General features: G+C 64.4%; 22 protein-coding genes. 15 read left to right on the forward strand and 7 right to left on the reverse strand.

The genetic code is table 11. The annotated features are described in order from the left end of the window. Positions 1-2: 2 nt before the first annotated feature. From WDB66_RS00685 to WDB66_RS00700, 4 genes are all read right to left on the reverse strand, one after another. A complete protein-coding gene (locus WDB66_RS00685) occupies positions 3-1,532 on the reverse strand; it encodes a monovalent cation/H+ antiporter subunit D (protein ID WP_339396501.1) in 1,530 nt (509 codons plus the stop codon). Beyond that, complete coding sequence (locus tag WDB66_RS00690) at positions 1,529-1,882, reverse strand: Na+/H+ antiporter subunit C (protein WP_339396502.1); 354 nt, start codon at positions 1,880-1,882, stop codon at positions 1,529-1,531. The genes WDB66_RS00685 and WDB66_RS00690 overlap by 4 nt, the downstream gene beginning before the upstream one ends. Continuing rightward, entirely contained in the window at positions 1,882-4,701 is a 2,820-nt protein-coding gene (locus WDB66_RS00695) for a monovalent cation/H+ antiporter subunit A (protein ID WP_339396503.1), read from the reverse strand. Before WDB66_RS00695 ends, WDB66_RS00690 begins: the two co-directional genes overlap by 1 nt. A 163-nt stretch (positions 4,702-4,864) precedes the next feature. Further along, positions 4,865-5,584 (reverse strand): YceH family protein, encoded by a 720-nt coding sequence (locus WDB66_RS00700; protein WP_339396504.1) that lies wholly within the window; start codon positions 5,582-5,584, stop codon positions 4,865-4,867. 353 nt (positions 5,585-5,937) lie between these two features. Between WDB66_RS00700 and WDB66_RS00705 the strand changes: the two genes are divergently transcribed. The 4 genes from WDB66_RS00705 to WDB66_RS00720 all read left to right on the forward strand — a co-directional run bounded on the left by WDB66_RS00705 (position 5,938) and on the right by WDB66_RS00720 (position 12,208). Beyond that, positions 5,938-8,760, forward strand: coding sequence for a reprolysin-like metallopeptidase (locus WDB66_RS00705; RefSeq protein WP_339396505.1), 2,823 nt, complete (start codon positions 5,938-5,940; stop codon positions 8,758-8,760). Between the two features lie 204 nt (positions 8,761-8,964). After that, complete coding sequence (locus WDB66_RS00710) at positions 8,965-10,908, forward strand: ABC-F family ATP-binding cassette domain-containing protein (protein ID WP_339396506.1); 1,944 nt, start codon at positions 8,965-8,967, stop codon at positions 10,906-10,908. 257 nt (positions 10,909-11,165) lie between these two features. After that, positions 11,166-11,471 (forward strand): FmdB family zinc ribbon protein, encoded by a 306-nt coding sequence (locus WDB66_RS00715; RefSeq protein ID WP_339396507.1) that lies wholly within the window; start codon positions 11,166-11,168, stop codon positions 11,469-11,471. Positions 11,472-11,560: 89 nt separating this feature from the next. Continuing rightward, complete coding sequence (locus tag WDB66_RS00720; RefSeq protein ID WP_339396508.1) at positions 11,561-12,208, forward strand: hypothetical protein; 648 nt, start codon at positions 11,561-11,563, stop codon at positions 12,206-12,208. A 64-nt stretch (positions 12,209-12,272) separates the two neighbouring features. Here the strand turns inward: WDB66_RS00720 and ggpS are convergent, their stop codons facing one another. After that, the gene (ggpS, locus tag WDB66_RS00725; RefSeq protein WP_339396509.1) at positions 12,273-14,666 is read right to left on the reverse strand and encodes a glucosylglycerol-phosphate synthase; all 2,394 of its coding nucleotides are present in this window, start codon (positions 14,664-14,666) and stop codon (positions 12,273-12,275) included. 242 nt (positions 14,667-14,908) lie between these two features. Here ggpS and WDB66_RS00730 point away from each other — a divergent pair, with 242 nt between their 5' ends. Both WDB66_RS00730 and WDB66_RS00735 read left to right on the forward strand, forming a co-directional pair. Continuing rightward, a complete protein-coding gene (locus tag WDB66_RS00730) occupies positions 14,909-15,040 on the forward strand; it encodes a hypothetical protein (protein WP_339396510.1) in 132 nt (43 codons plus the stop codon). Between the two features lie 21 nt (positions 15,041-15,061). After that, the gene (locus WDB66_RS00735) at positions 15,062-15,628 is read left to right on the forward strand and encodes a Pycsar system effector family protein (RefSeq protein ID WP_339396511.1); all 567 of its coding nucleotides are present in this window, start codon (positions 15,062-15,064) and stop codon (positions 15,626-15,628) included. A gap of 166 nt (positions 15,629-15,794) precedes the next feature. Here the strand turns inward: WDB66_RS00735 and WDB66_RS00740 are convergent, their stop codons facing one another. Beyond that, positions 15,795-16,736, reverse strand: a complete 942-nt coding sequence (locus WDB66_RS00740) for a hypothetical protein (RefSeq protein ID WP_339396512.1) — start codon at positions 16,734-16,736, stop codon at positions 15,795-15,797. Between the two features lie 9 nt (positions 16,737-16,745). Here WDB66_RS00740 and prmC point away from each other — a divergent pair, with 9 nt between their 5' ends. The 9 genes from prmC to WDB66_RS00780 all read left to right on the forward strand — a co-directional run bounded on the left by prmC (position 16,746) and on the right by WDB66_RS00780 (position 23,874). Beyond that, positions 16,746-17,615 carry a peptide chain release factor N(5)-glutamine methyltransferase gene (prmC, locus tag WDB66_RS00745; RefSeq protein ID WP_339396801.1) on the forward strand — a complete coding sequence of 290 codons (870 nt, stop codon included), beginning with the start codon at positions 16,746-16,748 and terminating at the stop codon, positions 17,613-17,615. A gap of 44 nt (positions 17,616-17,659) precedes the next feature. Beyond that, positions 17,660-18,418 carry a sensor histidine kinase gene (locus tag WDB66_RS00750; RefSeq protein ID WP_339396513.1) on the forward strand — a complete coding sequence of 253 codons (759 nt, stop codon included), beginning with the start codon at positions 17,660-17,662 and terminating at the stop codon, positions 18,416-18,418. Further along, complete coding sequence (locus tag WDB66_RS00755; RefSeq protein WP_339396514.1) at positions 18,415-19,062, forward strand: LuxR C-terminal-related transcriptional regulator; 648 nt, start codon at positions 18,415-18,417, stop codon at positions 19,060-19,062. The genes WDB66_RS00750 and WDB66_RS00755 overlap by 4 nt, the downstream gene beginning before the upstream one ends. 441 nt (positions 19,063-19,503) lie before the next feature. Further along, positions 19,504-20,352: a dockerin type I domain-containing protein gene (locus tag WDB66_RS00760; protein WP_339396515.1), complete on the forward strand. Its 849-nt coding sequence runs from the start codon at positions 19,504-19,506 to the stop codon at positions 20,350-20,352. A gap of 26 nt (positions 20,353-20,378) precedes the next feature. Continuing rightward, positions 20,379-20,855, forward strand: a complete 477-nt coding sequence (locus WDB66_RS00765) for a hypothetical protein (protein ID WP_339396516.1) — start codon at positions 20,379-20,381, stop codon at positions 20,853-20,855. Beyond that, the gene (locus WDB66_RS00770) at positions 20,827-22,137 is read left to right on the forward strand and encodes a hypothetical protein (protein ID WP_339396517.1); all 1,311 of its coding nucleotides are present in this window, start codon (positions 20,827-20,829) and stop codon (positions 22,135-22,137) included. The genes WDB66_RS00765 and WDB66_RS00770 overlap by 29 nt, the downstream gene beginning before the upstream one ends. 301 nt (positions 22,138-22,438) lie before the next feature. Next, the gene (locus tag WDB66_RS00775) at positions 22,439-22,663 is read left to right on the forward strand and encodes an addiction module protein (RefSeq protein WP_339396518.1); all 225 of its coding nucleotides are present in this window, start codon (positions 22,439-22,441) and stop codon (positions 22,661-22,663) included. Further along, positions 22,663-22,980: a type II toxin-antitoxin system RelE/ParE family toxin gene (locus tag WDB66_RS15180; RefSeq protein ID WP_489670803.1), complete on the forward strand. Its 318-nt coding sequence runs from the start codon at positions 22,663-22,665 to the stop codon at positions 22,978-22,980. The genes WDB66_RS00775 and WDB66_RS15180 overlap by 1 nt, the downstream gene beginning before the upstream one ends. A 285-nt stretch (positions 22,981-23,265) precedes the next feature. Then, entirely contained in the window at positions 23,266-23,874 is a 609-nt protein-coding gene (locus WDB66_RS00780; RefSeq protein ID WP_339396519.1) for a Uma2 family endonuclease, read from the forward strand. 355 nt (positions 23,875-24,229) lie between these two features. Here the strand turns inward: WDB66_RS00780 and WDB66_RS00785 are convergent, their stop codons facing one another. Then, a complete protein-coding gene (locus tag WDB66_RS00785) occupies positions 24,230-24,748 on the reverse strand; it encodes a hypothetical protein (RefSeq protein WP_339396520.1) in 519 nt (172 codons plus the stop codon). Positions 24,749-24,861 lie beyond the last annotated feature (113 nt).

Below are 24,861 nucleotides of genomic sequence, written 5' to 3' on the forward strand. Positions count from 1 at the left end.
CGTCATGGCTCCCGCAGGGCCGGTGTCGTGGTGCGAACCGACTGGATGTAGTTCTCCGGCGCGGCCAGTTGTTCGCCAGCGGCCATTGCGTAACGCATCACCGGGCTGGCGGCCAGCGTCATGCCGACACAGTAGACCAGCAACAGGATGATCGCGGCGATCTCGCTGCGGCGGCCGCGACGCGGCTTGGTCGGCAGTTCAACCTCGGTGCCGGCCGGCGCCACCACCCAGAACAGCTTGCTGCCGGCGCGCGCCATCGCCACCATCACGAACAGCGTGGATACCAGAATCGTGCTCCACACCCAGCCCATGTGCTCGTCCGGCACCGCCAGCAGGATGCCGGCCTTGCCGATGAAGCCCGACAGCGGCGGCAGCCCGATCGCGGCGATTGCGGTGATCGCGTAAAGCGTGCCGGGCAGGGCGCGGCCGGGCATCGGCAGCACCACGTTCATGCGATCAGTGACCCGGTGCTGGCGCACAAGTTCCACGATCAGGAACAACGCCGCGACCGCGAACGTGCTGTGCGCCAGATAGTAGAGCGCCGCGCCGAAGGCCTCGGCCCGGTTCATCGCGAACGCGACGAACAACGTGCCGGCCGATACCAGCACCAGATAGCCGGACAGGATGCGCAGCCGTACTGCCGCCATAGTGCCGAGCGCCGCCAGCATCAACGTGGCGATGCCGGCCGGCAGCAGCCAGTCCCAGGCGAAACCGGCCAGTTCTCCCGCCGCCGCGCCGAACATCAGGCTGAACACGCGCAGCACCGAATACAGCCCGACCTTGGTCATGATCACGAACAGCGCCGCCACCGCCGGCTGCGCCCGGCCATAGGTCGCCGGCAGCCACAGGTACAGCGGCAGGATCGCGCCCTTGGCGCAGAACACCACCAGCAGCAGCCCCGCCACCGCCTGCAGCAGCGGCTGGTGCTGCGGCTCGATTTCGGCCACGCGCACCGCCAGTTCGGCCATGTTGAGCGTGCCAAGCAGGCCGTAAAGTAGGCCCAGCGCGATCAGGAACAGGGTGGAAGCGGCCACGTTGAAGGCCACGTAATGGAAGCCGACCCGCATCCGGCCGCCACGCCCGCCGCTGAGCAGCAGGCCGTACGAGGCCGCCAGCATGACCTCGAAGAACACGAACAGATTGAACAGGTCGCCGGTCAGGAAGGCGCCATTGAGGCCCATCAGCTGGAACTGGAACAGTGCATGGAAATGCGGCGCGCGCCGGTCCCAGCCCGAACAGGCGTGCAGCAGGCAGGCCACGGCCAGCAGGGTGCAGGTCAGCACCATCCAGGCCGAAAGCCGGTCCACCACCAGCGCAATACCCAGCCGCGCCGGCCAGTCGCCGACCAGATAGGCGGTGATGCCGCCATCGCCGGCCTGGCGCAGCAACGTCACCACCAGACACAACAGCAACGCGATGCCGATCCAGGACACGGTGCGCTGCACCGCGATGCCGCGTCGCTCCAGCAACAGCAGCAACGCCCCAACCACCAGCGGCAGGACGATCACCAGAATGGGAAGATGCTGGCTCAACGGTCGCGCTCCCTGGATTCATTGCCGTCCACATGGTCCACGCGGTTGTCGTGGCGGCCACGCATCGCCAGCACCAGCAGCACTGCGGTCATCGCGAACGAGATCACGATCGCGGTCAGCACCAGCGCCTGCGGCAGCGGATCGGCGTAGTTGGCCAGCGTCGGCGCCAGACCCTCGCGCAGAACCGGCGGCTTGCCCGGTACCAGCCGCGCGGACGAAAAGATCAGCAGATTGGTCGCATACGACAGCAGCGTCAGCCCCAGGACCACATCGAAACTGCGCGCCCGCAGCATCAGATAAACGCCGGCGGCGGTCAGCACGCCGATGGCACTGGCAAGGGCGATTTCCATCAGTTGCGCCTCCCTCGGAACTGGGCCGGATCAGGGCGCCGGATCGGCGCCTGGTAGGCCTCGCGGGTCAGCGAAGGCCGGATGCCGCCGAGTGTGGAAAGAATCAGCATCGCGCCGCCGAACACCGCCAGATACACGCCGATGTCGAAGCCCAGCGCGCTGGCCAGCGGTACTGCGCCGATCAGCGGCAGCTCCGGTTCGACATGGCCGCTGGTCAGGAACGGATAGCCCCACAGCAGCGGCGCAAGACCGGTCGCGGCCGCCGCCAGCAGACCGGCGCCGATGCATTTGACGTAGTCCAGCCCGAACTGCCGCTCGAAAGCATCAAGGCCCTGGATGATGTATTGCAGCAGCACCGGAATCACCAGCACCAGCCCGGCGATGAAGCCGCCGCCGGGCGCATTGTGGCCGCGCAGGAACAGGTAGATCGACACCGTCAACGCCAGCGGGAACAGCAGCTGGCTCAGGTCGGCGGCCATCGGCAGCGGCAACGGCGGGCCTTCGACCTTTTCTTCCGGTGCCATCCGGCTGCGGCGCAGCAGCGCATGCACGATCAGCCCGGCCAGGCCGAACACGGTGATTTCTCCGAAGGTGTCGAAACCACGGAAATCCACCAGGATCACGTTCACCACGTTGCTGCCGTAGGCTTCCGGCAGCGAGCGTGCCAGCAGTTCCCCGGCGATGCTCTGGCCGGGCCGCGACAGCATCGCGTAGACCAGTCCGCCCACGCCCAGGCCGGCGACTGCGGCGATGCCGACATCGCGCCAGTGGCGCAGGCGCGAGCGCTCCGGCGGCGATTCCTTCGGCAGATAGTTCAACGCCAGCAGCATCAGGCTGATCGTCACCATTTCCACCAGCAGCTGGGTCAGCGCCAGATCCGGTGCGGACAGATAGACGAAGGTCAGGCTCACCATCAGCCCGACCGAGCCGACCACGATCACCGCACGCAATCGCAGCCGATGCACCCGCAAGGTGGCGAAGGTGCCGATGACCAGGATCAGCCAGCCCATCCAGCCGATTGGCGGCAGCGAGCTGAATTGCGGCATCGGCGGCAGCGAGATGTGGCCCAGCATCGGGCTGAGCGCCAGCACGATGGCCGAAAGCACCAGCAGGAACAGGCTGCGCTGCACGCTTCCGTTGGCAATCGCGCGGGTGAAACGGTCGGCCAGGTAGTAGAGCCGTTCGACATTGATCCGGAAGATCTTGCGGCCCAGCGATTCGCGCACGATCGCATGCAGGTTCAACAACCGGCGTAGCCCGAAATACAGCGCGATGCCGCCCAGCAACCCAACCAGACTCATCAGGAACGGCAGATTGAAGCCATGCCAGATCGACAGGCTGTACTGCGGCAATGCATCGCCCAGCACGCCGCGCGCAGCCGAACGCAGCACCGGCTCCACCGTCCAGGCCGGTGCGATGCCGACCGCCAGACAGGCTACGACAAGGATTTCGACCGGAATCTTCATCCAGCGCGGCGGCTCGTGCGGCGCTTCTTCCAGCGCACGCGGGCCGCGCCCGAAGAAAGTGTCGGCCACGAAGCGCAGGCTGTAGGCCACGCCCAGCACCGCCGCCAGCACCGCTGCGAAGGTCATCAGATCGCGCATGCCGCCGTGGCCTTCGATTTCCAGCGCCTGCGCGAAGAACATTTCCTTGCTCAGGAAGCCGTTGAGCAGCGGCACCCCGGCCATCGCCAGCGCCGCGATGATCGCCAGCGCGCTGGTGAACGGCATGTAGCGCCGCAGATTGCCCAGTCTTCGCATGTCGCGGGTACCGGTTTCATGGTCGATGATGCCGGCCGCCATGAACAGCGATGCCTTGAACGTGGCGTGGTTGATGATGTGGAACAGCCCGGCAACCACCGCGAACGGCGTGGACAGGCCGAACAGCAGTGTGATCAGGCCCAGGTGCGAGATCGTCGAATAGGCCAGCAGGCCTTTCAGGTCATGCTGGAAGATCGCGTACCACGCGCCCAGCAGCAGCGTCGCCGCACCGATGCCACTGACCACGTAGAAGAACAGATCAGTGCCGGCCAGCGCAGGATGCAGCCGCGCCAGCAGGAACACGCCGGCCTTCACCATCGTGGCCGAATGCAGATAGGCCGATACCGGCGTCGGCGCGGCCATCGCATGCGGCAGCCAGAAATGGAACGGGAACTGCGCGCTCTTGGTGAAGATGCCGGCCAGCACCAGACCCAGGATCCACGGATACAGCTCGCTGTTGCGGATCAGATCGCCCGAGGCCAGCACCACGTCCAGATCGAAACTGCCGACCACATGGCCGATCAGGATGATGCCGGCCAGCAGCGCCTGGCCGCCGCCGACGGTGATCGCCAGCGACATCCGCGCACCTTCGCGCGCATCCTCGCGATGCGACCAGAAACTGATCAGCAGGAAGGAGCTGATACTGGTCAGCTCCCAGAACACCACCAGCATCAACAGGTTGCCGGACAGCACCAGGCCCAGCATCGCGCCCATGAACAACAGCAGGAACGAGAAGAACCGCGCCGCGCTGTCCTGCGCGCTCAGGTAATAGCGCGCATACATCACCACCAGCACGCCGATCACCAGCACCATCAGCGCGAACATCCAGGCCAGCCCGTCCAGCCGGATGCTCAGCATCAAACCGATTTCCGGCGCCCAAGGCAGCACTGCCGAAGGCACTTCCCCGCCCATCACCGCTGGCGTCAGCGGCAACAGTAGTACCAGTCCCAGCAACGGCGCGGCCGCCGTCAGCCAGCCGATCAGACGCCGCGGCGCGCGCCAGGCCAGCGCGACCAGCAATGCGGCGATGAAGGGCGTTGCCAGCAACAGGTACAGCATCAAGGTCCCTCAGGTGAGCCACGCCAGGCCGCAGGTCGTGGCACGGTTGCTGAAATGCCGGCGGCTGCCGGCGTGTAACGGATGCGGCGCGGGCGAAATCTACCCGGCGCCGCGAATCGTACGATTCATGCATCAACCCTGTGACAGGATGATGCAGGTATTTCTAGGTATTTTGGATATCCGGCGGCGCCGGCCCGGTCGATTCCGGGTCAAGACGGGCTTCCAGTGCAGCCAGTCGTTCTTCCAGCGCATCCAGACGCGCCAGCAGACTGGCGCTGCCGCTTGCCGCCGGCGCGGATGCGCTGGCGCGCGCCGCAGCTGTCAGTGTTTCGACATCCGGAGGCCCGCACAGCAAGTGTACCCAGCGGTCCTCACGCTGCCCGGGCGCACGCGGCAGCAGCTGCACCAGCGCCGGGCTGCGCTGCGCGAGACGTTCCAGCGTATGGCGTACCTGTTCGGCGTCGGCGAAGCGGCCAATGCGCTCGGTACGGCTGTGGATCTCGCCCAGAGTCTGCGGCCCGCGCAGCATCAAAACGCACAGCGCGGCCTGTTGTTGCGCGGTAACGCCATAAGCCTGGGTGAAGCGGTGTTCCCAGCGCTGCGCGCGCGAGGCATGCTGGCTGCGTACCAGCTGGCGCGGTTCCAGTTCGCGCAACGCGTGGCCAACCTGCCCGGCACTCAGATCCATGACCGGATCACGGCTGGTCTTCTGGTTGCAGGCCAGCGTCAGGGCATTCTCGGTGAGCGGATACTGGTCCGGCGTCGTGGCTTCCTTTTCGATCAGGCAGCCCAGGATGCGGGCTTGCACCGGCGTCAGCAGCAAGGCGTCAGGAAGCTCGGTGGCGCTGGGCTCGGCATCGGCGGTGGCGTCGGTGTCGGTCATGGCGGCGGTGGCTTCGGGAAGCCTTCAACCTTAGAGCCTCCGAGCCCATATCCGCAAGCGAAAATCCTGCCAAGCGCAAGCCTGGGTTGGTAGCGCACCCCTTCCAGCCAGTTGGAGCTGTCTCCACTGGCCGGGGGCGCCGCTTGGCTGGCCCCGGCTTTTCCACGCTCCGGCAGCCCGGAGTATGGCTCGTTGGGAGTGGTCCACCCCAAGGCGAGGCGTGCGCACGGCACCCTGTTAGACTTCCGCGTCCTGCGGGTCTGCGCGTGCCCGGCTATCGCCGCGTTTCCAGGTTCCGACTCGTGGTGTCAGGGGGACGTACACCAAATTCTGAAGACCTCGGGGAGATTTCCGTGAAAGCGCAATTCGTCAAATCCATGGCGCGAGTGGTCCTGCTCGCCTGCATGCTCGGCCCGCTCACGGCCTGGGCGGCCGCCACCGACCACTACTGGCACGACACCGCCAACCGCAGCCTGCCGCCGGAAGCACCGCAACCGGCCCAGTTCCGCTCGCTGGCGCTTGATGGCCAGCAGATGATGCGGCACCTCAAGGGTGTGCTGGCCAGCGACCAGCCGGGGCTGGTGTCATTGCCACTGCCCGAAGGCGGCTTCAGCGATTTCAGTGTGGTTGATTCGGGCACGATGTCGCCGGGCCTGCAAGCCCGCTTGAAGAACGAGTTCGATTTCGACGTGCTCAGCCTCAAGGGGCGCGATGCAGAGGGTCGGCGCCTGCGCCTTGATGTCTCGCCGATCGGCTTCCAGGCCATGGTGTTCGACCCGGATGGCATCTGGGTGATCCGCCCGGAAACCTTCGATATTGGCAACAACCAGTACCTGAGCTTCCGGCGCAGTCAACTGAGCCTGCCGGATGATTTCCAGTACATCGAGGGAGAGATCGAGGCACTACATGATCATGCGAACGAATCGCAGGGACCGTTTGCGCCGCTGACCGAGGTCGGCGCCGTGATGCGCACCTACCGTGCCGCGGTGGCCGCCAACAACCGCTACATCACAGCCGTCGGTGGTGGCACGGCAGCCGGCGGCCAGGCTGCGGTCGTGGTGGCAATGAACCGCGTCAACGAGGTCTACAATCACGATCTGTCGGTGCAGCTGGAGCTGGTTCCCAACAACATCGACCTGATGTTCCCCAATGCCGGCAGTGATCCGTTCGCCTCGAATGGCTCGGGTATTCTCGGCAGCATCACCGGGGTGATCAACGGCATCATTGGTTCCGCCAACTACGACATCGGACATGCCTTCACCACCGGCAGCGGTGGCGTGGCGTATTTGCGAGTTGTCTGTGGCGGCAGCAAGGGCGGTGGCACCACCGGGCTGGGAAGTCCGATCGGCGATGTGTTCTACATCGATTTCGTAGCACACGAAATCGGCCATCAGTTCGGAGGCAACCACCCCTTCAATGGTTCGCTGGGCAACTGTTCCGGTGGCAATCGCAATGGGGCCACGGCCTATGAGCCGGGCAGCGGCAGCAGCATCCAGAGTTATGCCGGCATCTGCGGTGCCGACAACCTGCAGAACAACTCCGATCCCTATTTCCACGCTATCAGCCTGCAGGAAATCAACAGCTTCATCGGCAATCCGTCCACGGGTGGTTCGTGCTCGCAGAACACGACGAATCCGAACCAGATGCCGAACATCAGCCTGGCGGATCTGCCGCCCACCGGTACGCGCACCATTCCGGCACAAACGCCGTTCCTGTTGAGCGCCAGTGCCTCCGATCCGGATGCGGGCGACACCCTCTGGTTCGGTTGGGAACAATGGGATCTGGGACCGCAGGCGCCGCTGAGTGCCGGTGACAATGGCTCCAGTCCGATTTTCCGTTCCTGGCCGCCCACCCAGACCGGCGTGCGCTCCTTCCCGTCGATGTCCACCGTGCTCGGTGGTCCGGCGATCAAGGGCGAAACCCTGCCCACCACCAACCGCGAGCTCAAGTTCCGGCTCACGGTGCGTGATCGTGATGACAGCCAACTTGGCATGGGTCGCAGCCGGAGCGTGGATTACAAGATCAACGTCACCAACAGCGCCGGACCGTTCAAGGTCAACACGCCGTTGGCCAGCGACATCTGGTATGGCGGTGCGGCGGGCGCGGTGAGCTGGGATGTGGCCAATACCAATCTGCCGCCGGTCAATTGCAGCAGCGTGGATGTGCTGGTGTCCCTGGATGGCGGCAACAGCTTCGACCATGTCGCCGCCCAGGGGGTGCCGAATACCGGCAGCGCAAACGTCACCACTCCGATTGTGGGCACGACCGTCAACACGGCCCGGGTCGCCGTGATGTGCTCGGACAATGTGTTCTTCAATGTTTCGCAGGCCAACTTCACCATCATGCCGGGCGGTGATTTGTACTACGTCAGCGGCGAGGTCTCCGGCCTCAATGGCGGCGGTCTGGAGTTACAGCTCAACGGCGGCAGCCCGCTGGCGATCACCGCCGACGGCGCCTTCGATTTTCCGGTCCCGCTGCTTGATGGCCATGCCTATGAAGTCACGGTGGCAAGCCAGCCGACCATGCCCTATCAGGCGTGCACGGTGAGCAATGGCAGCGGCACCATCGACGAAGCCGACGTCACCGATGTCCAGATCAGCTGTGTGGATCTGGCTACCTACAGCGTTGGCGGCAGCATCAGCGGACTGAGCAACAATGGCCTCAAGCTCGGCCTCAACAACGGCGAGCAGGAGCTGATGGTGCCGGGCGGTTCGACCGGTTTCGTGTTCGAATTCGGCTTGCTGGATAACAGCCCGTACCTCGTCACCATCCTCACCCAGCCGGTCGGGCAAACCTGTTCGATCATCCAGAACAGTGGCACCGTCAATGGTGCGGACGTGGACACGGTCGAATTGAACTGTACCGACAACCCGCCCGAACCGTACATGGTCGGTGGTCGGGTCAGCGGACTGGCATCACCGGGCCTGATATTGCAGCTCAATGGTGGCCTGACCCGCACCGTCAACTTCAACGGCCTGTACAACTTCGTTCCCGGGGTCAACAGCGGCGATGACTACGAAGTCACCGTCCTCACCCACCCTGCTGGCCAGGTCTGCGATGTGGCAAACGCAACAGGCACCATGGGTTACGAGCATGTGAGCAATGTCGACGTGACCTGTGCGGCCGTGCCGGAACTACCGGATGCCATTTTTGCCGACGGCTTCGAGGACGACTGACAACAACGGCAAGCATGGGCCAGATGCAATGGCCCATGCTTGCCGTCGCACTGCTGGCTGGACCCTGCCCAGCTCAATAGGGGACATTTCAACCGGCCCAAGCAGGGGCACATCCAAACTGCATTGGCGGAAAATCCTGGCAACTCACTACACTGCGCGGGTTTTCGCCCACTTTGCGGCGATGTCGCTGCCAATCCTGTCCTGATGATCTCCTTCCGCAACTTCGCACTGCGGCGCGGTCAGCGCCTGCTGCTGTCCCAGATGGACCTGACCCTGCACGCCGGCTGGCGCGTGGGCGTGATCGGGCGCAACGGTGCCGGCAAGTCGAGCCTGTTCGCGGCGCTGATGGGTGAGCTGGAAGGCGATGCCGGTGAACTGGAACTACCGGCGAAGGTGCGCACCGCCTCGGTCGCGCAGGAAACCCCGTCGCTGCCCGATGCAGCGCTGGATTTCGTGCTCGGCGGCGATGTCGAGGTGGCACAGGTGCTGGCCGCCGAAGCCGCCGCGATGGCACGCGAGGACTACGAGGCCGTGGCCACGGCCCACCAGCGCCTGGCCGAACTGGGCGGTTACGACGCCCGCGCCCGTGCCGGCCGCCTGCTGCACGGCCTGGGTTTCACCCCGGATACGCATACGCGCGCGGTGTCGGAATTTTCCGGCGGCTGGCGGGTGCGGCTGAATCTGGCGCGCGCGCTGATGATGCCCAGCGACCTGCTGCTGCTGGACGAGCCGACCAACCATCTGGATCTGGACGCGGTGCTGTGGCTGGAACAGTGGCTGCTCAAATACCCGGGCACGCTTCTGCTGATCAGCCACGACCGCGAATTCCTCGACGGCGTCTCGACCCACACCCTGCACCTGCACGACGGCCGCGCCCGGCTCTACACCGGCGACTACACCAGCTTCGAGCGCCAGCGCGCCGAGCACCTGCGCCAGCAGCAGATCGCGCATGAAAAGGAACAGACCGAACGCGCCCATCTGCAATCCTTCATCGACCGCTTCCGCGCCAAGGCGACCAAGGCGCGCCAGGCGCAATCGCGCATCAAGCGGCTGGAAAAACTCGCCGGCACCGAAGCGGTGCGCGCTGAACGTGCACTGCATCTGAACTTCGCCGAGCCGCAGAAATTGCCGACATCGCTGATCAGGCTGGGTCATGCGGATTGTGGCTATGCCGCAACGGCGAGGGATTCGGGATTGGGGATCGGGGATTCGGAAAAGCGCGATGCCTCGGCTTTTTCAAATCCCGAATCCCGAATTTCCAATCCCGAACCCCACGTCGTGCTCCGCGGCGTGGGGTTCGGCCTCGAAAGCGGCGATCGTGTCGGGCTGCTCGGCCCCAACGGTGCCGGCAAGTCCACGCTGGTTAAGAGCCTGGTCGGCGGGCTGCCGCTGCTGGCCGGCGAGCGCAATGCGCACCCGGACCTGTGCATCGGCTATTTCGCGCAGCACACGGTCGAATCGCTGCTGCCCGGCGCCAGCCCGGTGGACCACCTGCGCCAGCTCGCGCCCGATGCGCCGATGCAGGAACTGCGCGATTTCCTTGGCCGCTGGAATTTTGCCGGTGACCGGGCCTTCGAATCGGTCGATGGGTTTTCCGGCGGCGAACGCGCGCGCTTGGCACTGGCGCTGATCGCCTGGCGCCGGCCGAACCTGCTGCTGCTGGACGAACCCACCAACCATCTCGACCTGGACATGCGCGAAGCGCTGGCCGAGGCGCTGGCCGACTTCCCCGGCGCGATCGTGCTGGTCAGCCATGATCGCCATCTGATTGGCCTGGTCTGTGACAGCTTCTGGCGTGTGGCCGGTGGCCGGGTCGAAGAGTTCGATGGCGATCTGGACGCCTACGCCGCCTGGCTGCGTTCGCGCCCGGCCACCAACGGCGAAGCCAAGGCCAAGGCGGTGGAAAAGCCGGCACCCAAAGCTGCGGCACGCACCGCCCCGGATCCGGCCATCGCGCGTCGCCTGCGCCGCATCGAAGCCCGGCTCGAACAGGTCCGCAGCGAACGCGCGGAAGTCGAACAGGCGCTGGCCGATCCGGACCTCTACACCAGCGCCGGCCACGAACGCCTGGCTGAACTTGGCATCCGCCAGGCCGAACTGGCGCGCGAACAGGACGATCTGGAAACCGAGTGGTTGGAGCTGGCCTGAGCTGCGCCTCGGCACGATGTCGTTGCATCGCGCCCATCTGCGATGTGCGCGATATCCACTCACGGCCAACTCAGCCCGGCAAATGACACAATCGGCTTTGGACACGATGGGGGCTTCCCCGGTTACACCGGATTGGCCAGCCCTTGATTCCCCGCCACCGGCCCCTATCTTCGCCAGCGGTCGGCTTATGTCTGCCGGCCACGACCACAACGTCCCGCATCTTGCGCACTGTGCGCTGTGTTCCACGGAAGTTCGCCATGCCCATCTACGCCTATCGCTGCAACGCCTGCGGCCTTGATTTCGATCGTCTGCAACGCCTGTCCGACCCGGACCCGGATACCTGTCCGACCTGCAACAAAGGCCCGGTGCACCGCCAGTTGACCGCGCCGCAGTTCCGTCTGGCCGGCAGCGGCTGGTACGAAACCGATTTTAAGAAGGAAGGTGACAAGAAGCGCAACCTCGCTGACGGCGGCGGTAGCGGCGGTGATGGTGCCGGCACTTCAGCGCCCGCAGCAGCATCCGGCAGTGCCACAACCGCAGCAGCATCTGCCAGCAGCGATTGAGCTTTGTGAGGCAAGCCCCAGCCGCGGTTTGCGGCCGGGCAGGGCGGCCGGATTTGCACCGGCGCGGCAATCACGGTTACGGTCCGGAAATGAACACATCATTTTCCTTTTACCGCACCGCCTTCGCGGTTGCCCTCGCGCTGGCCGTTCCGGCCGGCATCCATGCCGAAACCCCTGCCGCTGAAACCGCGCCCGCCGATGCTTTCCTTGCGGCCCTGGCCAGCCACTGCGGTCAGGCATTCGCCGGCCGCATCATCGCCAACGAGCCTGCATCGCCGCAGCCCGACGCCTTCGAAGGCAAGGCGCTGGTGATGCATGTGCGCGGCTGCGATGATCCGCACCGCCAGCTGCTGGTGCCGTTCCACGTCGGCGACGATCATTCGCGTACCTGGGTGCTGACCCGCACCGATTCCGGCCTGCGCCTGAAGCACGATCACCGCCTGGAAGACGGCAGCCCGGACGAGCAGACCATGTATGGCGGGGAATCCAACACGCCGGGTACCGCGATCCGGCAGGAATTCCCGGTCGATGCCGAATCCATCGAACTGTTCGGCCGCACCGGCGCCGATGTTTCCACCACCAACACCTGGGCGATGGAAATCGAGCCCGGCAAGCGCTTCCTCTACGAGCTTTCGCGTCCGGAAGGTGGGCTGAACCCGAAGGGACGCATGTTCCAGGTCGAATTCGACCTGGCCACGCCGGTGGCGATACCGCCGGTGCCCTGGGGTTTCGAATAAGCCCAGCGTTGCGCGGGGGCGGATCGCCCCCGTTGGCTGGCCTGCTGCCGGCACTGAGCCGGCTTCAGGCGCCGGTGCTGCTGCGTCCGTTGCCTGCGGCAGCGCCCGGCACTTCTTCGGTGGACTGGGTGTCGTCCTGCGGCATCGCGTAGCAGTGATGCCCGGCGCCGCTGCCGGCGTTGTCCACCGCCGCGAGGAATTCCTGCCCCCAGCGCTGGATGTCGTAGCGCTCGACGATGTCGAACATCTGCCGCTGGCGCCCTTCGATCTCGTCTTCGGGCATCGCCAGCGCCTGCTGCAGGCCGGCGATCAGGTCATTGGCATCGTGCGGGTTGGTCAGCACCGCGCCCTTGAGCTCGGCGGCGGCACCGGCGAATTCGGACAGCACCACCACCGCGTGGCTGCCCTCGATGCCGTGCGTGGCGACGAACTCCTTGGCCACCAGGTTCAGACCATCACGCAACGGCGTGATCCACATCACCTGCGCGGCGGCGTAGTGCGCCACCACCTCTTCGAATGGCAGGCCGCGCGCGAAGAAGCGCACCGGCGACCAGTCCAGATTGGCGTAGCGCCCATTGATGCGGCCGACCGCCTGTTCGATCTGGGATTGCAGGTTGCGGTAGATGGTCATTTCCGCCGCCGCCGGCACGCAGACCATCAGCAGGGTCATCTCGCCGCGCAGTTCCGGATGGTTTTCCAGCAGGGTTTCCAGCGCCAGCAGCTTTTCCAGCGTGCCCTTGGTGTAGTCCAGCCGCTCGATCGACAGCACCAGCCTGCGGTTGCGGAATTCGCGCCGGATCTGGCCGATGCGCTCGCGCACCGGTGCCTGCGCCAGCACCTGGCGGATGCGCGCAATGTCGGTGCCGATCGGGTGCGCGCCGAGGCCGACTTCTCGGTCGCCGATGCGGATGCGGGTGGCCATCAGGTCCAGCCCGACCGCACAGCCGTAGGTCAGGAAACGTGGTGCGCAGCCTTCGCGTGAAAGGATTTCCATCGGCATCGCGCCACGCACGACATCGACGAAATTCTCCACCTGGCGCGGGATATGGAAGCCGATGTAGTCGCACTGCAACAGGCTGCCGAGGATTTCGCGCCGCCACGGCACCACGTTGAACACGTCGGCCGAAGGGAAATAGGTGTGGTGGAAGAAGGCGATCTTCAGATCCGGCCGCAGTTCGCGCAGGACCGCCGGCACCATCCACAGGTTGTAGTCGTGCAGCCAGACGGTGGCGCCGGGCGCGGCTTCGGCGGCGGTGGCTTCGGCGAAGCGGCGGTTCACGTTCAGATAGGTGTTCCAGTCGTCCTCGCGGAAACGCGCGCGTTCCCAGAAGGTGTGCAGCATCGGCCAGAAGGCCTCCTTCGAGAAGCGCTTGTAGAACGCATCGACCTCGCTCTTTTTCAGCGGCACCCGCGCCACGGTCAGATTCGGGAATTGCTCCGGATCGACCGGGGTATGCGTCTGGAAACGGCCATGGCGCGCATCATCGATGCTCCAGGCCACCCAGGAGCCCTTGCGCCCGCTGCCGAAAAATCCCAGCAGGCTCGGGATGATGCCGTTGGGCGACTGCGGTTGGCGCCGCACCCGCTTGCCGTCTTCGATGACTTCCTCGTACGGCAGGCGGTGGTAGACCATCACCAGCTCGGCATCGCCGGTGTCGGTGTCGCGTGTGACCTTGCGGTGCGGGTCGTTGGCCGCAAGCAGGTTGAAATGATCGATTGCCTGCAGGATGCCGCCGCAGCCGGGCGCATCGGCGTGCAGCACATGCGCAAGCTGCTGCGTGGCCGATACCAGCGCCGGCTCGGATTCGCCCACGCACACGCCCTGGAAGCCGGCGGTGAACATCGACAGGTCGTTGAGCGTGTCGCCGGCCACCAGCACCCGCTCCCGCTCAATGCCCAGATGCGCGGCCAGTGCGCTCAGCATGCGGCCCTTGTCGGTATCCGGCGGCAGGATGTCCAGGTAGCGGTCGGCCGAATACAGCACCGAGCATTCCAGTTCCTGCGCGGCCGTCTCGATCCGGCTGCGGACCAGCTCCAGTTCTTCCGGGCTGCAGAAATACGAGCAGCGCCGTTCCTGCGGCACATCCTGGCGCACCAGCGAATCAAAACCGGCCATCGCATCAGCCACGGCGTGTTCGCCGGGCCAGCGCGCATCGACTTCGGCCTGCAATGGCTGCACCGGTTGCAAGGTGTGGCCATCGACCACGGTCGCGCCGACATCGCAGATCACATAGTCCGGACGCGGCAGGGTGGGGTCGGAAAGCAGCGGCATCACGTGCTCCAGCCCACGTCCGGTGACGAAGGTCAGGCTGATGCCCGGATGACGCTCGATCAGCCGGTAAAGCTGCTTGCGGTGGGCCGGGCTGCCGGCCAGAAACGTGCCGTCGAGATCGGTGGCCAGCATCAGCGCCGGCTCCGACGCGGTGCGTGGAGAGGCGGAAGCGGGAGTCTGGTTCAATGGATTTCCTTGGAACGTGGATTCAGGCGGCAATGGCGCCATGGGGTGCGGCCGGGCAGGGCGGCATCGTGGATGCGGCATGCGATCCGGCGCATCAGCGGGTCGGCCGGAAAGGCCGGTTTCGCGCGAGGTCGTGGACAGGTGCAAGGTGCAATCGGTGCCTGTTCCAGGTTGCACCGCAGGAGAATTCCAACGAAGGCCGATGGCGGTGACGTGCGCATCCGGTGCCACAACATAGCAGCATGAAGCGCCGTACCCAACCCGGCCGGCTGAAGGGAAATGGCGGATTCAAGCCATTTCCGGGGCTGCGCCGCGCCCTGCGCGAAGCATGGGAAAGCAACGTGTCGCGGCGCCGATTGCTTATGATGCGCTGACCTGTTTCCGGAAACGGACCGATGCCCAACCACGTTTCTCCACCGGCTTCCGACCCGCCCGCATCCGCGTTCTCCGCCGTGCCCGAACGCTCCAGCGGCGATCATCTGATGCGCCTGTTGCAACAGCACCACGTGCAGTTGTCGACGATGGCCGACACCAAGGCCAACATCATTATCACCGTATCCTCGATCGTGCTGACGCTTGCGCTGGGCCGTGCCGCTGATCCGGATTACCGGCTGGCGATGACGGTGCTCAGCGTGTTCACGCTGGTCGCGCTGCTGCTGGCGATCCTCGCGGTTCTGCCCAAATACCGCCGCATGTCCGGCGACGAAGGTGCGCGCCCGGCGGGCTTCAACATCCTGTTCTTCGGCCACTTCGCCGGCCTTGATGAAGCTGCCTACCTGCGCGAGCTGGCCGCCGCGATGCAGACCGGCCGCGCCTACGAAACCATCGCCCGCGATGTCTACGGCCTGGGCCGCTACCTGGCCACGCACAAGTACCCCTACCTGCGGCTGAGCTACCTGTTCTTCCTCTCCGGCTTCCTGCTCGCCTGCCTGGCGCAGGGCATCGTGCTGCTCAGGGGCTGATGCGGGCCGCGGCCCCTCGGAATTTTTGAACAACAGGATCATTCATAGGTTGGCGGTGACCCCGGACTTGATCCGGGAGAACCCCAACGCCTTGATGCCGGCACATCCACAAGACTCCCGCCACGGCCGACACTCCGATGTCGGGCATCGCTTCGCTCAGCCCGGCCTATGCGGAACCGGAGAGCGTATCGGAGTCGCTCCCGCTGGAAGCCCTCACCGCCCGCCGCAAGCGCAATTCCTCATACGCCACCCAATACCCGGCCGTGGCCAGCGGCACCAGCAATGCCATCAACGGCGCGCCCAGCACTTGCCCCCACACCAGCCATCCGGGCCGCAACAGCGCCTGCATTCCGTCCATCGCGAACGCGATCATGCCGGTCAGCAGCAGTGGAAACGTCGCCACCACACCCAGCAATCCCCAGAATGCCAGCGTCGCCAGCGACACCAGCACTGCCGCCATCGTCCAGTGCCCTTTCACCAGGCGAAAACTCAGGCGCTGCGCCGATAATCCGGACTGCCCATCCAGCAGGATCGGCGGATAGATGAAGCACGCCGCGATCGACACCCAGCCCAGCGGCGGCGCCGCCGCCAGCAACCCGACCAGCAATGCCAGCAGCAACACCAGCGGCTCTCCGTGATGCTGCCCGTACCACCAGCCGATCAGCACCGGTACCAATGCCAGCAGCATCAGCAGCAGATAGCTGCACGTGGCCAGCAGCGATGCCGGGAAGGCCCGCCAGGCTGCCGCCAGATCGCCGGCTGGCGTTTCTTGCTGCGAACCACGCGCGATCAGGCCTTGCCGCCGCAGCATCGCCAGCAGAAAGAACAATCCCGCCAGCCCCATCAACAGGCCGAACCCGCCCACCAGCCCATCCGGCCGGAACAGCCCCGGCGCGATCCACGCGCGCAACGGATCGTGTTCAAACAGCGCGCGGCTACGCCACCACCACGGCAACCACGGCAGTTGCGACACCAGGCTGTAACCCAGCGCCGGCCAGAACGCAGGCCGCAGACAGGCCAGCCACAGCGTGAAGCAATCACTGACCAGCGTGGAAAAATCCCGTGGCGCGCTCGCGGGGCGATAGGTGAGGGCAGGGTTGGATACCATGCCCACATGATGCCTGAAGCAGAAGAAATTCCTCCCCCGTCCGACATCGCCGCGCTGCTGCGCTGGGCTGCCGCGCGCCTGCCGGAAGGCGACACCCGGCGCGAAGCCGAGCTGCTGCTCGAACACGCGCTGGACGTGAGCCGCGCCTGGCTGTTCGTACATGCCCGCGATGTGCTCGAACCTGCCGATGTGCAGCGTTACGCGGCACTGATCGAGCGCCGCCGCGCCGGCGAACCGGTCGCCTACATCCTCGGCCGCGCCGGCTTCTGGACGCTGGATCTCACTGTTTCCCCGGCCACCCTGATCCCGCGCCCGGAAACCGAACTGCTGGTAGAAATCGCACTTGAACACCTTGCACCCGACAGCCGCGCCCGCATCGCCGACCTGGGCACCGGCAGCGGCGCGATTGCCCTGGCCCTGGCCAGCGAACGCCCGCACGCTCATGTGCTCGCCACCGACGCCAGCATCGATGCCCTGCTGGTCGCGCAGGCCAACGCGCAGCGCCTCGGATTGCGCAATGTCGCCTTCCGTCTCGGAGATTGGTTCGCACCGCTCGAAGGCGAACAGTTCGACCTGATCGCCAGCAACCCGCCCTACATCGCCGACCGTGACCCGCATCTGCAACACGGCGACCTGCGCTTCGAGCCTGCCAACGCCCTGTCCAGCGGCAGCGACGGGCTCGACGCCTTGCGCCACATCACCACGCAGGCCCCGGCGCATCTGCACCCCGGCGGCTGGCTGCTGCTCGAACACGGCTTCGACCAGGGCGCCGCTGTCCGGCAACTGCTGCTCGATGCCGGCTTCACTGATGCGCAAACCCGCCAGGACCTGGAACACCGCGACCGCATCACCTTCGGTCGGATGCCATCGGTGGGATAGCACAACCCACGCCAAATCCGCCTCGCTTGCGGCACACTGTCCACATGTCGCACGCCCTTCCCGCACTGTTGCTGCTCGCCTGCGCCGTAGTGGTGCTGCTGGCGTTCATCATCCTGTGGCAACTTCACCGCATGCAGGCACTGCGCGAACAAGTCCGCGTCCTCGAACAAGCCGCCCACGAGCACACCCGCCACGCCGCCGACATCGCCAACGAACGCGAACGCATCTACAGCGATCTGCACGATGATCTGGGTGCCAAATTGCTCGGCTTGGTGCACGGTGCCAGCAATCTGATCCAGGCCGATCTGGCGCGCTCGATCCTTCAGGATCTGCGCGATGTCGTCACCCGCTCGCGCGGCACACCCGGCACCTTGGGCGATGTACTGGCGGATATCCGCAGCGAAGCCACCCAGCGTCTGGCTGTCGTCGGCATCGGCCTGGTCTGGGAAGACCCCGGCCATCTGCCCGACCCGCAACTGGATACCGAACGCGCCCTGCACCTGCATCGCATCGTGCGCGAAGCCATCAGCAACACCATCCGCCACGCCCATGCCCAACGCCTGCGCATACGCCTGCGCCATGCTGGCGGACAACTGGGCATTGAACTGACCGACGATGGCGAAGGCGTTGATGCTGGCACTGCCAGATCCGGCTCCGGCATGCGTTCCATGCGCGACCGTGCCGCCGAACTGGCCGGCGACATCCGCTGGGTTCCCGGTACCGAGGGCGGCACCAAGGTTCTGCTCTCCATGCCGATACCTTCCGATATGCACATCGTTGAAGAAGTGAAGTCATCACCATGACCCCCACGTACCACCGCGCCCTCGTTGTTGATGACCTGGCCTCCAGCCGCGACTGGCTGTCGCACTCGCTGCAATTGGCCTTTCCTGGCGTCAACATCGACACCGCCGCCAGCCTCGCACAAGCGGCCCAGCTGATTGATCCGCCCCCACCACTGGCGCTGATTGATCTGGGCTTGCCTGATGGCTCCGGCATCAGCCTGATCGAACGCCTTCACCGCGACACACTGTGCATCGTCGCCACCGTGTTCGATGATGACTCCCACCTATTCCCCGCCTTGCGCGCCGGTGCCCAAGGTTATGTGCTGAAAGACCAGAACACCGAAGCCCTGGCCGACATGCTGCGCGGCATCGCCGCCGGCCAACCGCCGCTGTCACCCTCGATTGCCCGCCGCCTGTTGCGTCATTTCGCAGCCCCTGTCGCGCCGCCGCCTGCCGATACCACCGACGAATCCAACCTCACCCCGCGCGAAACCGAAGTCCTGCGCCTCACGGCCAAAGGCCTCACTCGCCAGGAAGTGGCCGGAATGCTGCAACTTTCCACCCACACCGTGGCCGGATACCTCAAAGACATCTATCGCAAGCTCAGCATCGGCAGCCGCGCCGAAGCCACACTGGAAGCAGCGCGGCGTGGCTTGGTGGAGTAGCGATTCTCCACACAGGCCGGCTCAATCAACGCGGTAGGTCGGGCTGAGCGCAGCGATGCCCGACAGCAGGGCACCAACCGGCCCCCTGACCAGCCCCGGCACCTACCGGATTGCGTGTGCTGGGCTCCCCCGGATCACACCCTCACCAACCCCCACAGTTGCGCCAGGGTGACATGCCGTGTCTAATAGTGACGTGTTTGGACACAGTGGACGTGCAGGAAGTTCCAGACGGAAGGGGGCAGGACAGTGGCACATTTGGCTGCCTTGCCGCGTACTACCCACCAGGCCGCAGCAAGATGTGCGGCCCGGAGCCGAAAGTTCCCCATGCGTGACAACTGCTTGCAAGGCGTCAAGCGTATGTTAAGCTCGCCGCGCCTATGGGGACGCCGGTGCACCACATCGGGTCAAACCGACCAACTCATGACTAATAGGGTGTCGAACATGAAGATCTTTTCTCCCAGAACCCTCCTGGCCGCCGCACTCCTGACGGCCCTGCCGATGGGCAGCGCACTGGCCTGCACCACTTCCGCATGGTCCTCGGTGACCGGAAGCGCTGAAGCTGGCAACCCCAAGGGCCGTGATGGTGAGCCGGCAGTGCCTCGCTACTCAGGTACTTGCGGTCTCCAGGCTGCAAGTGCAGGTGCCAGCTACGTTACTGACAACAGCCCAGGCGCCGAGGCGATCTACCGCGCCCGTTTTTACGTCTTTACTGGCTCTGCTGCCAACAATCCGAAGATCTTCTCGGCCACCACCGAGGATGACAATGGCGGCACTGAAGTGGTCGGCATCGCCCTCAATGGTTCGGCGATGGCTTTCACCGTCAATGGCACCACCGTGAGCAGCACCGTCCCGGTCGCAGCTTCCAAGTGGTATGGCGTAGAAATCGCTTACGCAGCAAACGGTCCTTTCGAAGCCAAGGTTCGCGGTGCAAACGCAGCGGCTGAGACAGTGGTCGCCAGTGCTGGTAACGCCGGCGCTCTGACTGTGGGTTCAGCAAGTTTGGGTGTGTTGAATGCAGCTGCGAACACTATTCCTCTCGCATTTGATGCGTTTGAGTCCACTCGCTCTGCTGATACCGAAATTGGGCGGCTGTGCCCGGGTGATGCAAATAACGATGGTCTCGTCAATTCAGGCGATGCCCTTGCCGCAATCAACGAGTTCCCGCCGAGCGGTTCGTATTCTCTGGGGCAGCCAGATTGCACAGAGGATGGTTTGGTGAACGCTGGTGACGCACTGTGTGCAATGAACCGATTCACTGTTCCCACTCAGCGTTCTTGTTCCGCTAACTAAACCTGAAGACTTGGTTGGAGACGAAGATGAATATTTCACGAATTCTTGTTGCGCTTGTGTCTTTGGGTTTCTTGGGTTCTGCCGTTGGTGCTGAGCTCCTTTTGACTGATGACGGCCTGTCCAAGAGCCGCAGCGCAGGAAAGATGGTGGCTCTCGATGTGGTGAGCAACGGTGACCTGAGTGGTTTCGACTTCATTATTCCGGTGCCCAAGGGGGCGAAGGTAGACACTTCCAAGTGTCTGAGCGCATTGCCTGCGGGCTTCGAGGGGCGCTGCAAGCATAACGAAGGGGAGATCGCAGTTATCGCGATTTCGATGAATGCCAAGGCGCTCCCTGCTGGGGTCCATTCCATTGGTTCCATTGCTATCTCGGGCGCTGATTTTTCTGCTCGCACCAATGTCAAGTTCAACGCTGTTGGGGCGGATGCGAGTGTGCTGAATTCTAGTGTTGGTCTGAATGCACCCGGAAACTCAAATGATGGGCGTTCTGTCAAGACTCGATAAGACAGTGGGTAGTGGTATTTTTTCACACGGAGTGATGGTTTTTATGAACATTAAGAACTTGGCATTGGCAGTAAGTTCTGTGCTGCTACTTTCTAGTGCAGCAGTCGTTAACGCACAGTCGATCAACATCGGTTCGGCATCGGTGCCGACAGCAGGTGGTGGTGCGGCAGCCGTTCCGGTATCTTTTGACCCGGAAGGTGTTGATGTTGGCGCATACAATACGGTTTTTTCGTACGACAGCACCATTCTCGATGGTGACCCGACCTCGAGCACTACTCGCTGTGTTGTTGATCCCGGTACGACCACGATTTCGGTTGCCCGTTTCAGCGCTGATGCCCTGCCGCTTCCGGCAGAGGAGCTTTGCGTTGTGACTTTTGATGTCACGGCTGGCACTGCTGTTGGTGCGTATCCGTTGGCGCATGATCCGGCACCGGTTTCTACCGCATTCTTTGATATGGCTGCGGTTGGTATTGGTGGTAGCGTAAACGACGGCGAAATCAACGTCGTCGCCGAAGGCCCCCCGACCCTGACCTTCGACACCACGCCGGTTGCACTGCCTGCTGGCCCGTACGGCAGCACCCAGACCGGCACCATCCCGGCCAACTTCACGCCCAGCACCGGTGACTACAGCGTCGACTTCAGCTGTGTCGCCCCGGCCGGTTTCACCGTTGCTCCGACCAGCGGCAGCTACGACAACACCGACACCGCTGCGGATGACCTGACCGTCAGCGCCACGCTGACCGATGCTGCCCAGAGCGGCGATGTGGTCTGCACCGTGACGCCGGAAGGCGGCTCCGCCACCACCTTCACCATCCCGGTCAGCGCTCCGGCGGGTGCCGAAACCGCTCCGGTTCTGGATCCGGACCCGGCTAGTGGTGGCACCGTCACCGTTGGCGGCGGTGCTCCGGGCAGCAACGGTACGGGCACCCTGGTCGTCACCCCGGACGGTGGCGCAGGTACGGACGTGGCTGATGTGACCTGTACGGCCAGCGCTCCGGTGTCGATCTCGCCGGCTTCGCTGACGTTCCCGGTTGGCTCCTCGCCGCAGAACTTCACCGTCACGGTGCCGCTGACCGATGCCGCCCAGACCTTCCCGGGTGCCATCACCTGTTCGGGTACTGATGGCAACGGCATCTTCGAGTGGGTCTTCGACGTGTCGGCTCCGGCCGGTGTCGCAGCCCCGACCTTCATCCCGGCTACCTCGCTGTGGTCGAAGTTCGCCCTGATCGGTGTCTTCGCTGCACTGGGTCTGCTGATGGTCGGCCTGCGCCGCAACCACTGATCCACGCAACACCGCTGAACCGGAAAGGGCGCCTTCGGGCGCCCTTTCTTTTTGTCCGCACCCAATCACCACACCCCAAAATGCCCATGGGTTGGCGGTGACACCGGACTTGATCCGGGGGGCAAGGCTTTGATGCTGGACCTATCCGGAAGCTTGGCGACACGGAGGACACCCCGCCGTCGGGCATCGCCCCACTCAGCCCGAACTATGCGAGGCTGTCTCCGCTTTCACTGACTGCTCGGCACGACTGAAGCCGCTCGCATGGCTGGCCGATGGTGGAAAGGTGGCCTACACTAAAACGATGAAAACCCTCGTACCCGACTTCCGTGCCATGTCCGTTGCCGAACGTATCCAGCTTGTGGAAGACATTTGGGACAGCATCGCCTTGGACACTCCGGCTTCCGTCCGCTTCACAGCAGCGCAACGCGAGGAACTGCGCCGCCGCGTGGCAGCGCATGATGCCGATCCAGGTTCTGCCGTGGAATGGGATATCGTGCGCACCGAGCTTTTTCAGCACAATCACTGATGCGCGTCCGCTTCAGACCAGAGGCACGTGATGAAGCGCTTGAGGCAAAAGCCTGGTACGAAAGATGCTCACCGGGCCTGGGGCTCGAGTTTGCACGGGCACTTGAGGCAGCAGTTCAATCCGTACTTCGGGCGCCATTGACGTACCGAATCCTTGAGGGCGAATGTCGTTGCAGCTTTCTGCGTCGCTTTCCCTATTCGCTTGTTTACCGCCCTGAGCCAGACGGAATTCTCGTGGTCGCGGTGTTCCACCATCGCCGCGATCCTGCTACTTGGCATGATCGTGTCGCAAGAAAGCCGGACTCGAGGCCTGGATGATGTCGATACCCCAGTTCCCCACTCCTAAACCCGATACGGCGGGAAACCATTCATAGGTTGACGCTGACCCCGGACTTGATGCTTGGCGGGTCCGAAAGCGCGGTGACACCACAGACACCCCGCCGTCGGGCATCGCTCCGCTCAGCCCGACCTGTGTGGTGGCTGACTTCGTTTTCACAGGTTGAGAACACTGGAGTGGGGAGCTGCGCAGTGCCACAGCGCGCCGGCTTCTGCCGCAAACCCATGCGATACACTGTCACAAGGTTTCCGCACCCGGAGAGTGTCATGGCTGAATCTGCGATGTCGTTGCCGATGAGCCGTTCCGAGTTTCTGGCTTGGGAACACGAGCAGTTGGAGAAGCACGAGTTCTGGCAGGGCGAGGTGTTCGCCATGACCGGTGCCAGGCAGGCGCATGTGATGGTGGCACTCAATGTCGCCACTTTGCTGAAGTCGCATCTGCGCGGCAAGCCGTGCCGGGCCTATATCTCCGACATGCAACTGGAGGTGGAGGCTGCCGATGCGGTCTATTACCCCGATGTGGTCGTCAGTTGTGATCCGGCGGATCTGCTGGCCGAGCGTGTGCTGCGGCGACCCACCGTGGTGATTGAGGTGCTGTCTGACAGCACTGCCGCCTATGATCGCGGGGTCAAGTTCGCGGCCTACCGGAAGCTTTCCAGCCTCAAGGAATATGTGCTGATCGATCCGGAGCGGCGTACGCTGGAAATCTTCCGCCGTACCGAGCAGGACGACTGGCTGCTGGTCACCCGTGATGCCGCGCGTGGGCTGGTGTTGCCGTCGCTGGCGTTCGAGGCCGGGCTGGATGCCGTGTTTGAGGACCTGGATACGCTGGAACCAGCCGCAGCTCAAAGCGACCCAACCACACCATCGGCTTGACGCTTCCGTCCCTCCCGGCCCATGCCCGATTTCCAGCAACGTAGGATTGACGTTGCCAAACCGCGTAATGACCACTTGCACCTGGCCGTTGTAGGTCGGATCAAGCCGCAACGCGGCGGAGCCGACGTTCGGGGAGTGTCGCCCTATAAGGAATGTTGGCTTTGCGGACAGCTTGTCGGGCATCGCTTCGCTCAGCCCGACCTATGCGGTGGCTGCTTCCGCCGTCAGAGGTGAATATGGCTCGGTCAGGAACGTCGGCTCCGCACCTTCGGCGCTTGAGCCGACCTGCGGACCATCCGCTCTCATGCGGTAAGCGATGGAGCCGGAGTTCTTCCGGACAACGTTTCCGGCAGGGTCATTTGCTGGAAATGTCGGTGGGCGTTATGCCAGTGACTCCCTCGCAGCGGTTGTCCACGCATTGGCAGCCGGTCAGCGAGGGGAAGCCGCAGATGCTGGAAAGCCCCGACGCGGCGCATTCGGCCTGGACCTGTTCCGGGAAGGTGGGGCTGTCGACGTTGACGCAGGCCGGGTAGTAGCCGCAGCAGTTGCCGACATTCTTGATCGTGCAGTCGGCATCGGTGCGGCAGCTGTAGTCCACGCCTGCGGCATCCGGACCTGATGCCGGGTTGGCGATGACGCCGATGATGGGTGCTTCTTCCTCCACTGGTTCTGTCGGGAGGTCGGGTGGGGAAAGGGCGGGTGCCGGCTGCGAGGGGTCGACGCCATCGTCCTGTTGCACGGCAGACGGTGGCGCGGGCTGATCCTGCGACTGTGGCGCGGCGGTTGTCCGGTCAGACGGCGTGGATGAAGGTGGCGCCGAACAGGCCAGCAGCATCAGGGCCAGCGAGGAGGAAAGCAACAGGCGAAGGCGCATCCAGGCATCTCCATCGAGAGAATGCCTGGATTGTCACGGCTGCCTGGCATCGCGTCCAGTTCATGTCTGGCCCGATCCGCCTTTTCCTGCGAGGGGATGTCAAGGAATAGGGA

Source organism: Denitratimonas organivorans (assembly GCF_037478135.1).
Classification (GTDB): Bacteria; Pseudomonadota; Gammaproteobacteria; order Xanthomonadales; family Xanthomonadaceae; genus Denitratimonas.

Bases quoted from the DNA above. Each gene is read 5' to 3' on its own strand.
- WDB66_RS00690 (WP_339396502.1), bottom strand. From the start codon at position 1,882: ATGGAAATCGCCCTTGCCAGTGCCATCGGCGTGCTGACCGCCGCCGGC.
- WDB66_RS00695 (WP_339396503.1), bottom strand. From the start codon at position 4,701: ATGCTGTACCTGTTGCTGGCAACGCCCTTCATCGCCGCATTGCTGGTC.
- WDB66_RS00700 (WP_339396504.1), bottom strand. From the start codon at position 5,584: ATGACCGACACCGACGCCACCGCCGATGCCGAGCCCAGCGCCACCGAG.
- WDB66_RS00710 (WP_339396506.1), top strand. From the start codon at position 8,965: ATGATCTCCTTCCGCAACTTCGCACTGCGGCGCGGTCAGCGCCTGCTG.
- WDB66_RS00715 (WP_339396507.1), top strand. From the start codon at position 11,166: ATGCCCATCTACGCCTATCGCTGCAACGCCTGCGGCCTTGATTTCGAT.
- WDB66_RS00720 (WP_339396508.1), top strand. From the start codon at position 11,561: ATGAACACATCATTTTCCTTTTACCGCACCGCCTTCGCGGTTGCCCTC.
- WDB66_RS00730 (WP_339396510.1), top strand. From the start codon at position 14,909: ATGAAGCGCCGTACCCAACCCGGCCGGCTGAAGGGAAATGGCGGATTC.
- WDB66_RS00735 (WP_339396511.1), top strand. From the start codon at position 15,062: ATGCCCAACCACGTTTCTCCACCGGCTTCCGACCCGCCCGCATCCGCG.
- WDB66_RS00740 (WP_339396512.1), bottom strand. From the start codon at position 16,736: ATGGTATCCAACCCTGCCCTCACCTATCGCCCCGCGAGCGCGCCACGG.
- prmC (WP_339396801.1), top strand. From the start codon at position 16,746: ATGCCTGAAGCAGAAGAAATTCCTCCCCCGTCCGACATCGCCGCGCTG.
- WDB66_RS00750 (WP_339396513.1), top strand. From the start codon at position 17,660: ATGTCGCACGCCCTTCCCGCACTGTTGCTGCTCGCCTGCGCCGTAGTG.
- WDB66_RS00755 (WP_339396514.1), top strand. From the start codon at position 18,415: ATGACCCCCACGTACCACCGCGCCCTCGTTGTTGATGACCTGGCCTCC.
- WDB66_RS00760 (WP_339396515.1), top strand. From the start codon at position 19,504: ATGAAGATCTTTTCTCCCAGAACCCTCCTGGCCGCCGCACTCCTGACG.
- WDB66_RS00765 (WP_339396516.1), top strand. From the start codon at position 20,379: ATGAATATTTCACGAATTCTTGTTGCGCTTGTGTCTTTGGGTTTCTTG.
- WDB66_RS00770 (WP_339396517.1), top strand. From the start codon at position 20,827: ATGATGGGCGTTCTGTCAAGACTCGATAAGACAGTGGGTAGTGGTATT.
- WDB66_RS00775 (WP_339396518.1), top strand. From the start codon at position 22,439: ATGAAAACCCTCGTACCCGACTTCCGTGCCATGTCCGTTGCCGAACGT.
- WDB66_RS15180 (WP_489670803.1), top strand. From the start codon at position 22,663: ATGCGCGTCCGCTTCAGACCAGAGGCACGTGATGAAGCGCTTGAGGCA.
- WDB66_RS00780 (WP_339396519.1), top strand. From the start codon at position 23,266: ATGGCTGAATCTGCGATGTCGTTGCCGATGAGCCGTTCCGAGTTTCTG.
- WDB66_RS00785 (WP_339396520.1), bottom strand. From the start codon at position 24,748: ATGCGCCTTCGCCTGTTGCTTTCCTCCTCGCTGGCCCTGATGCTGCTG.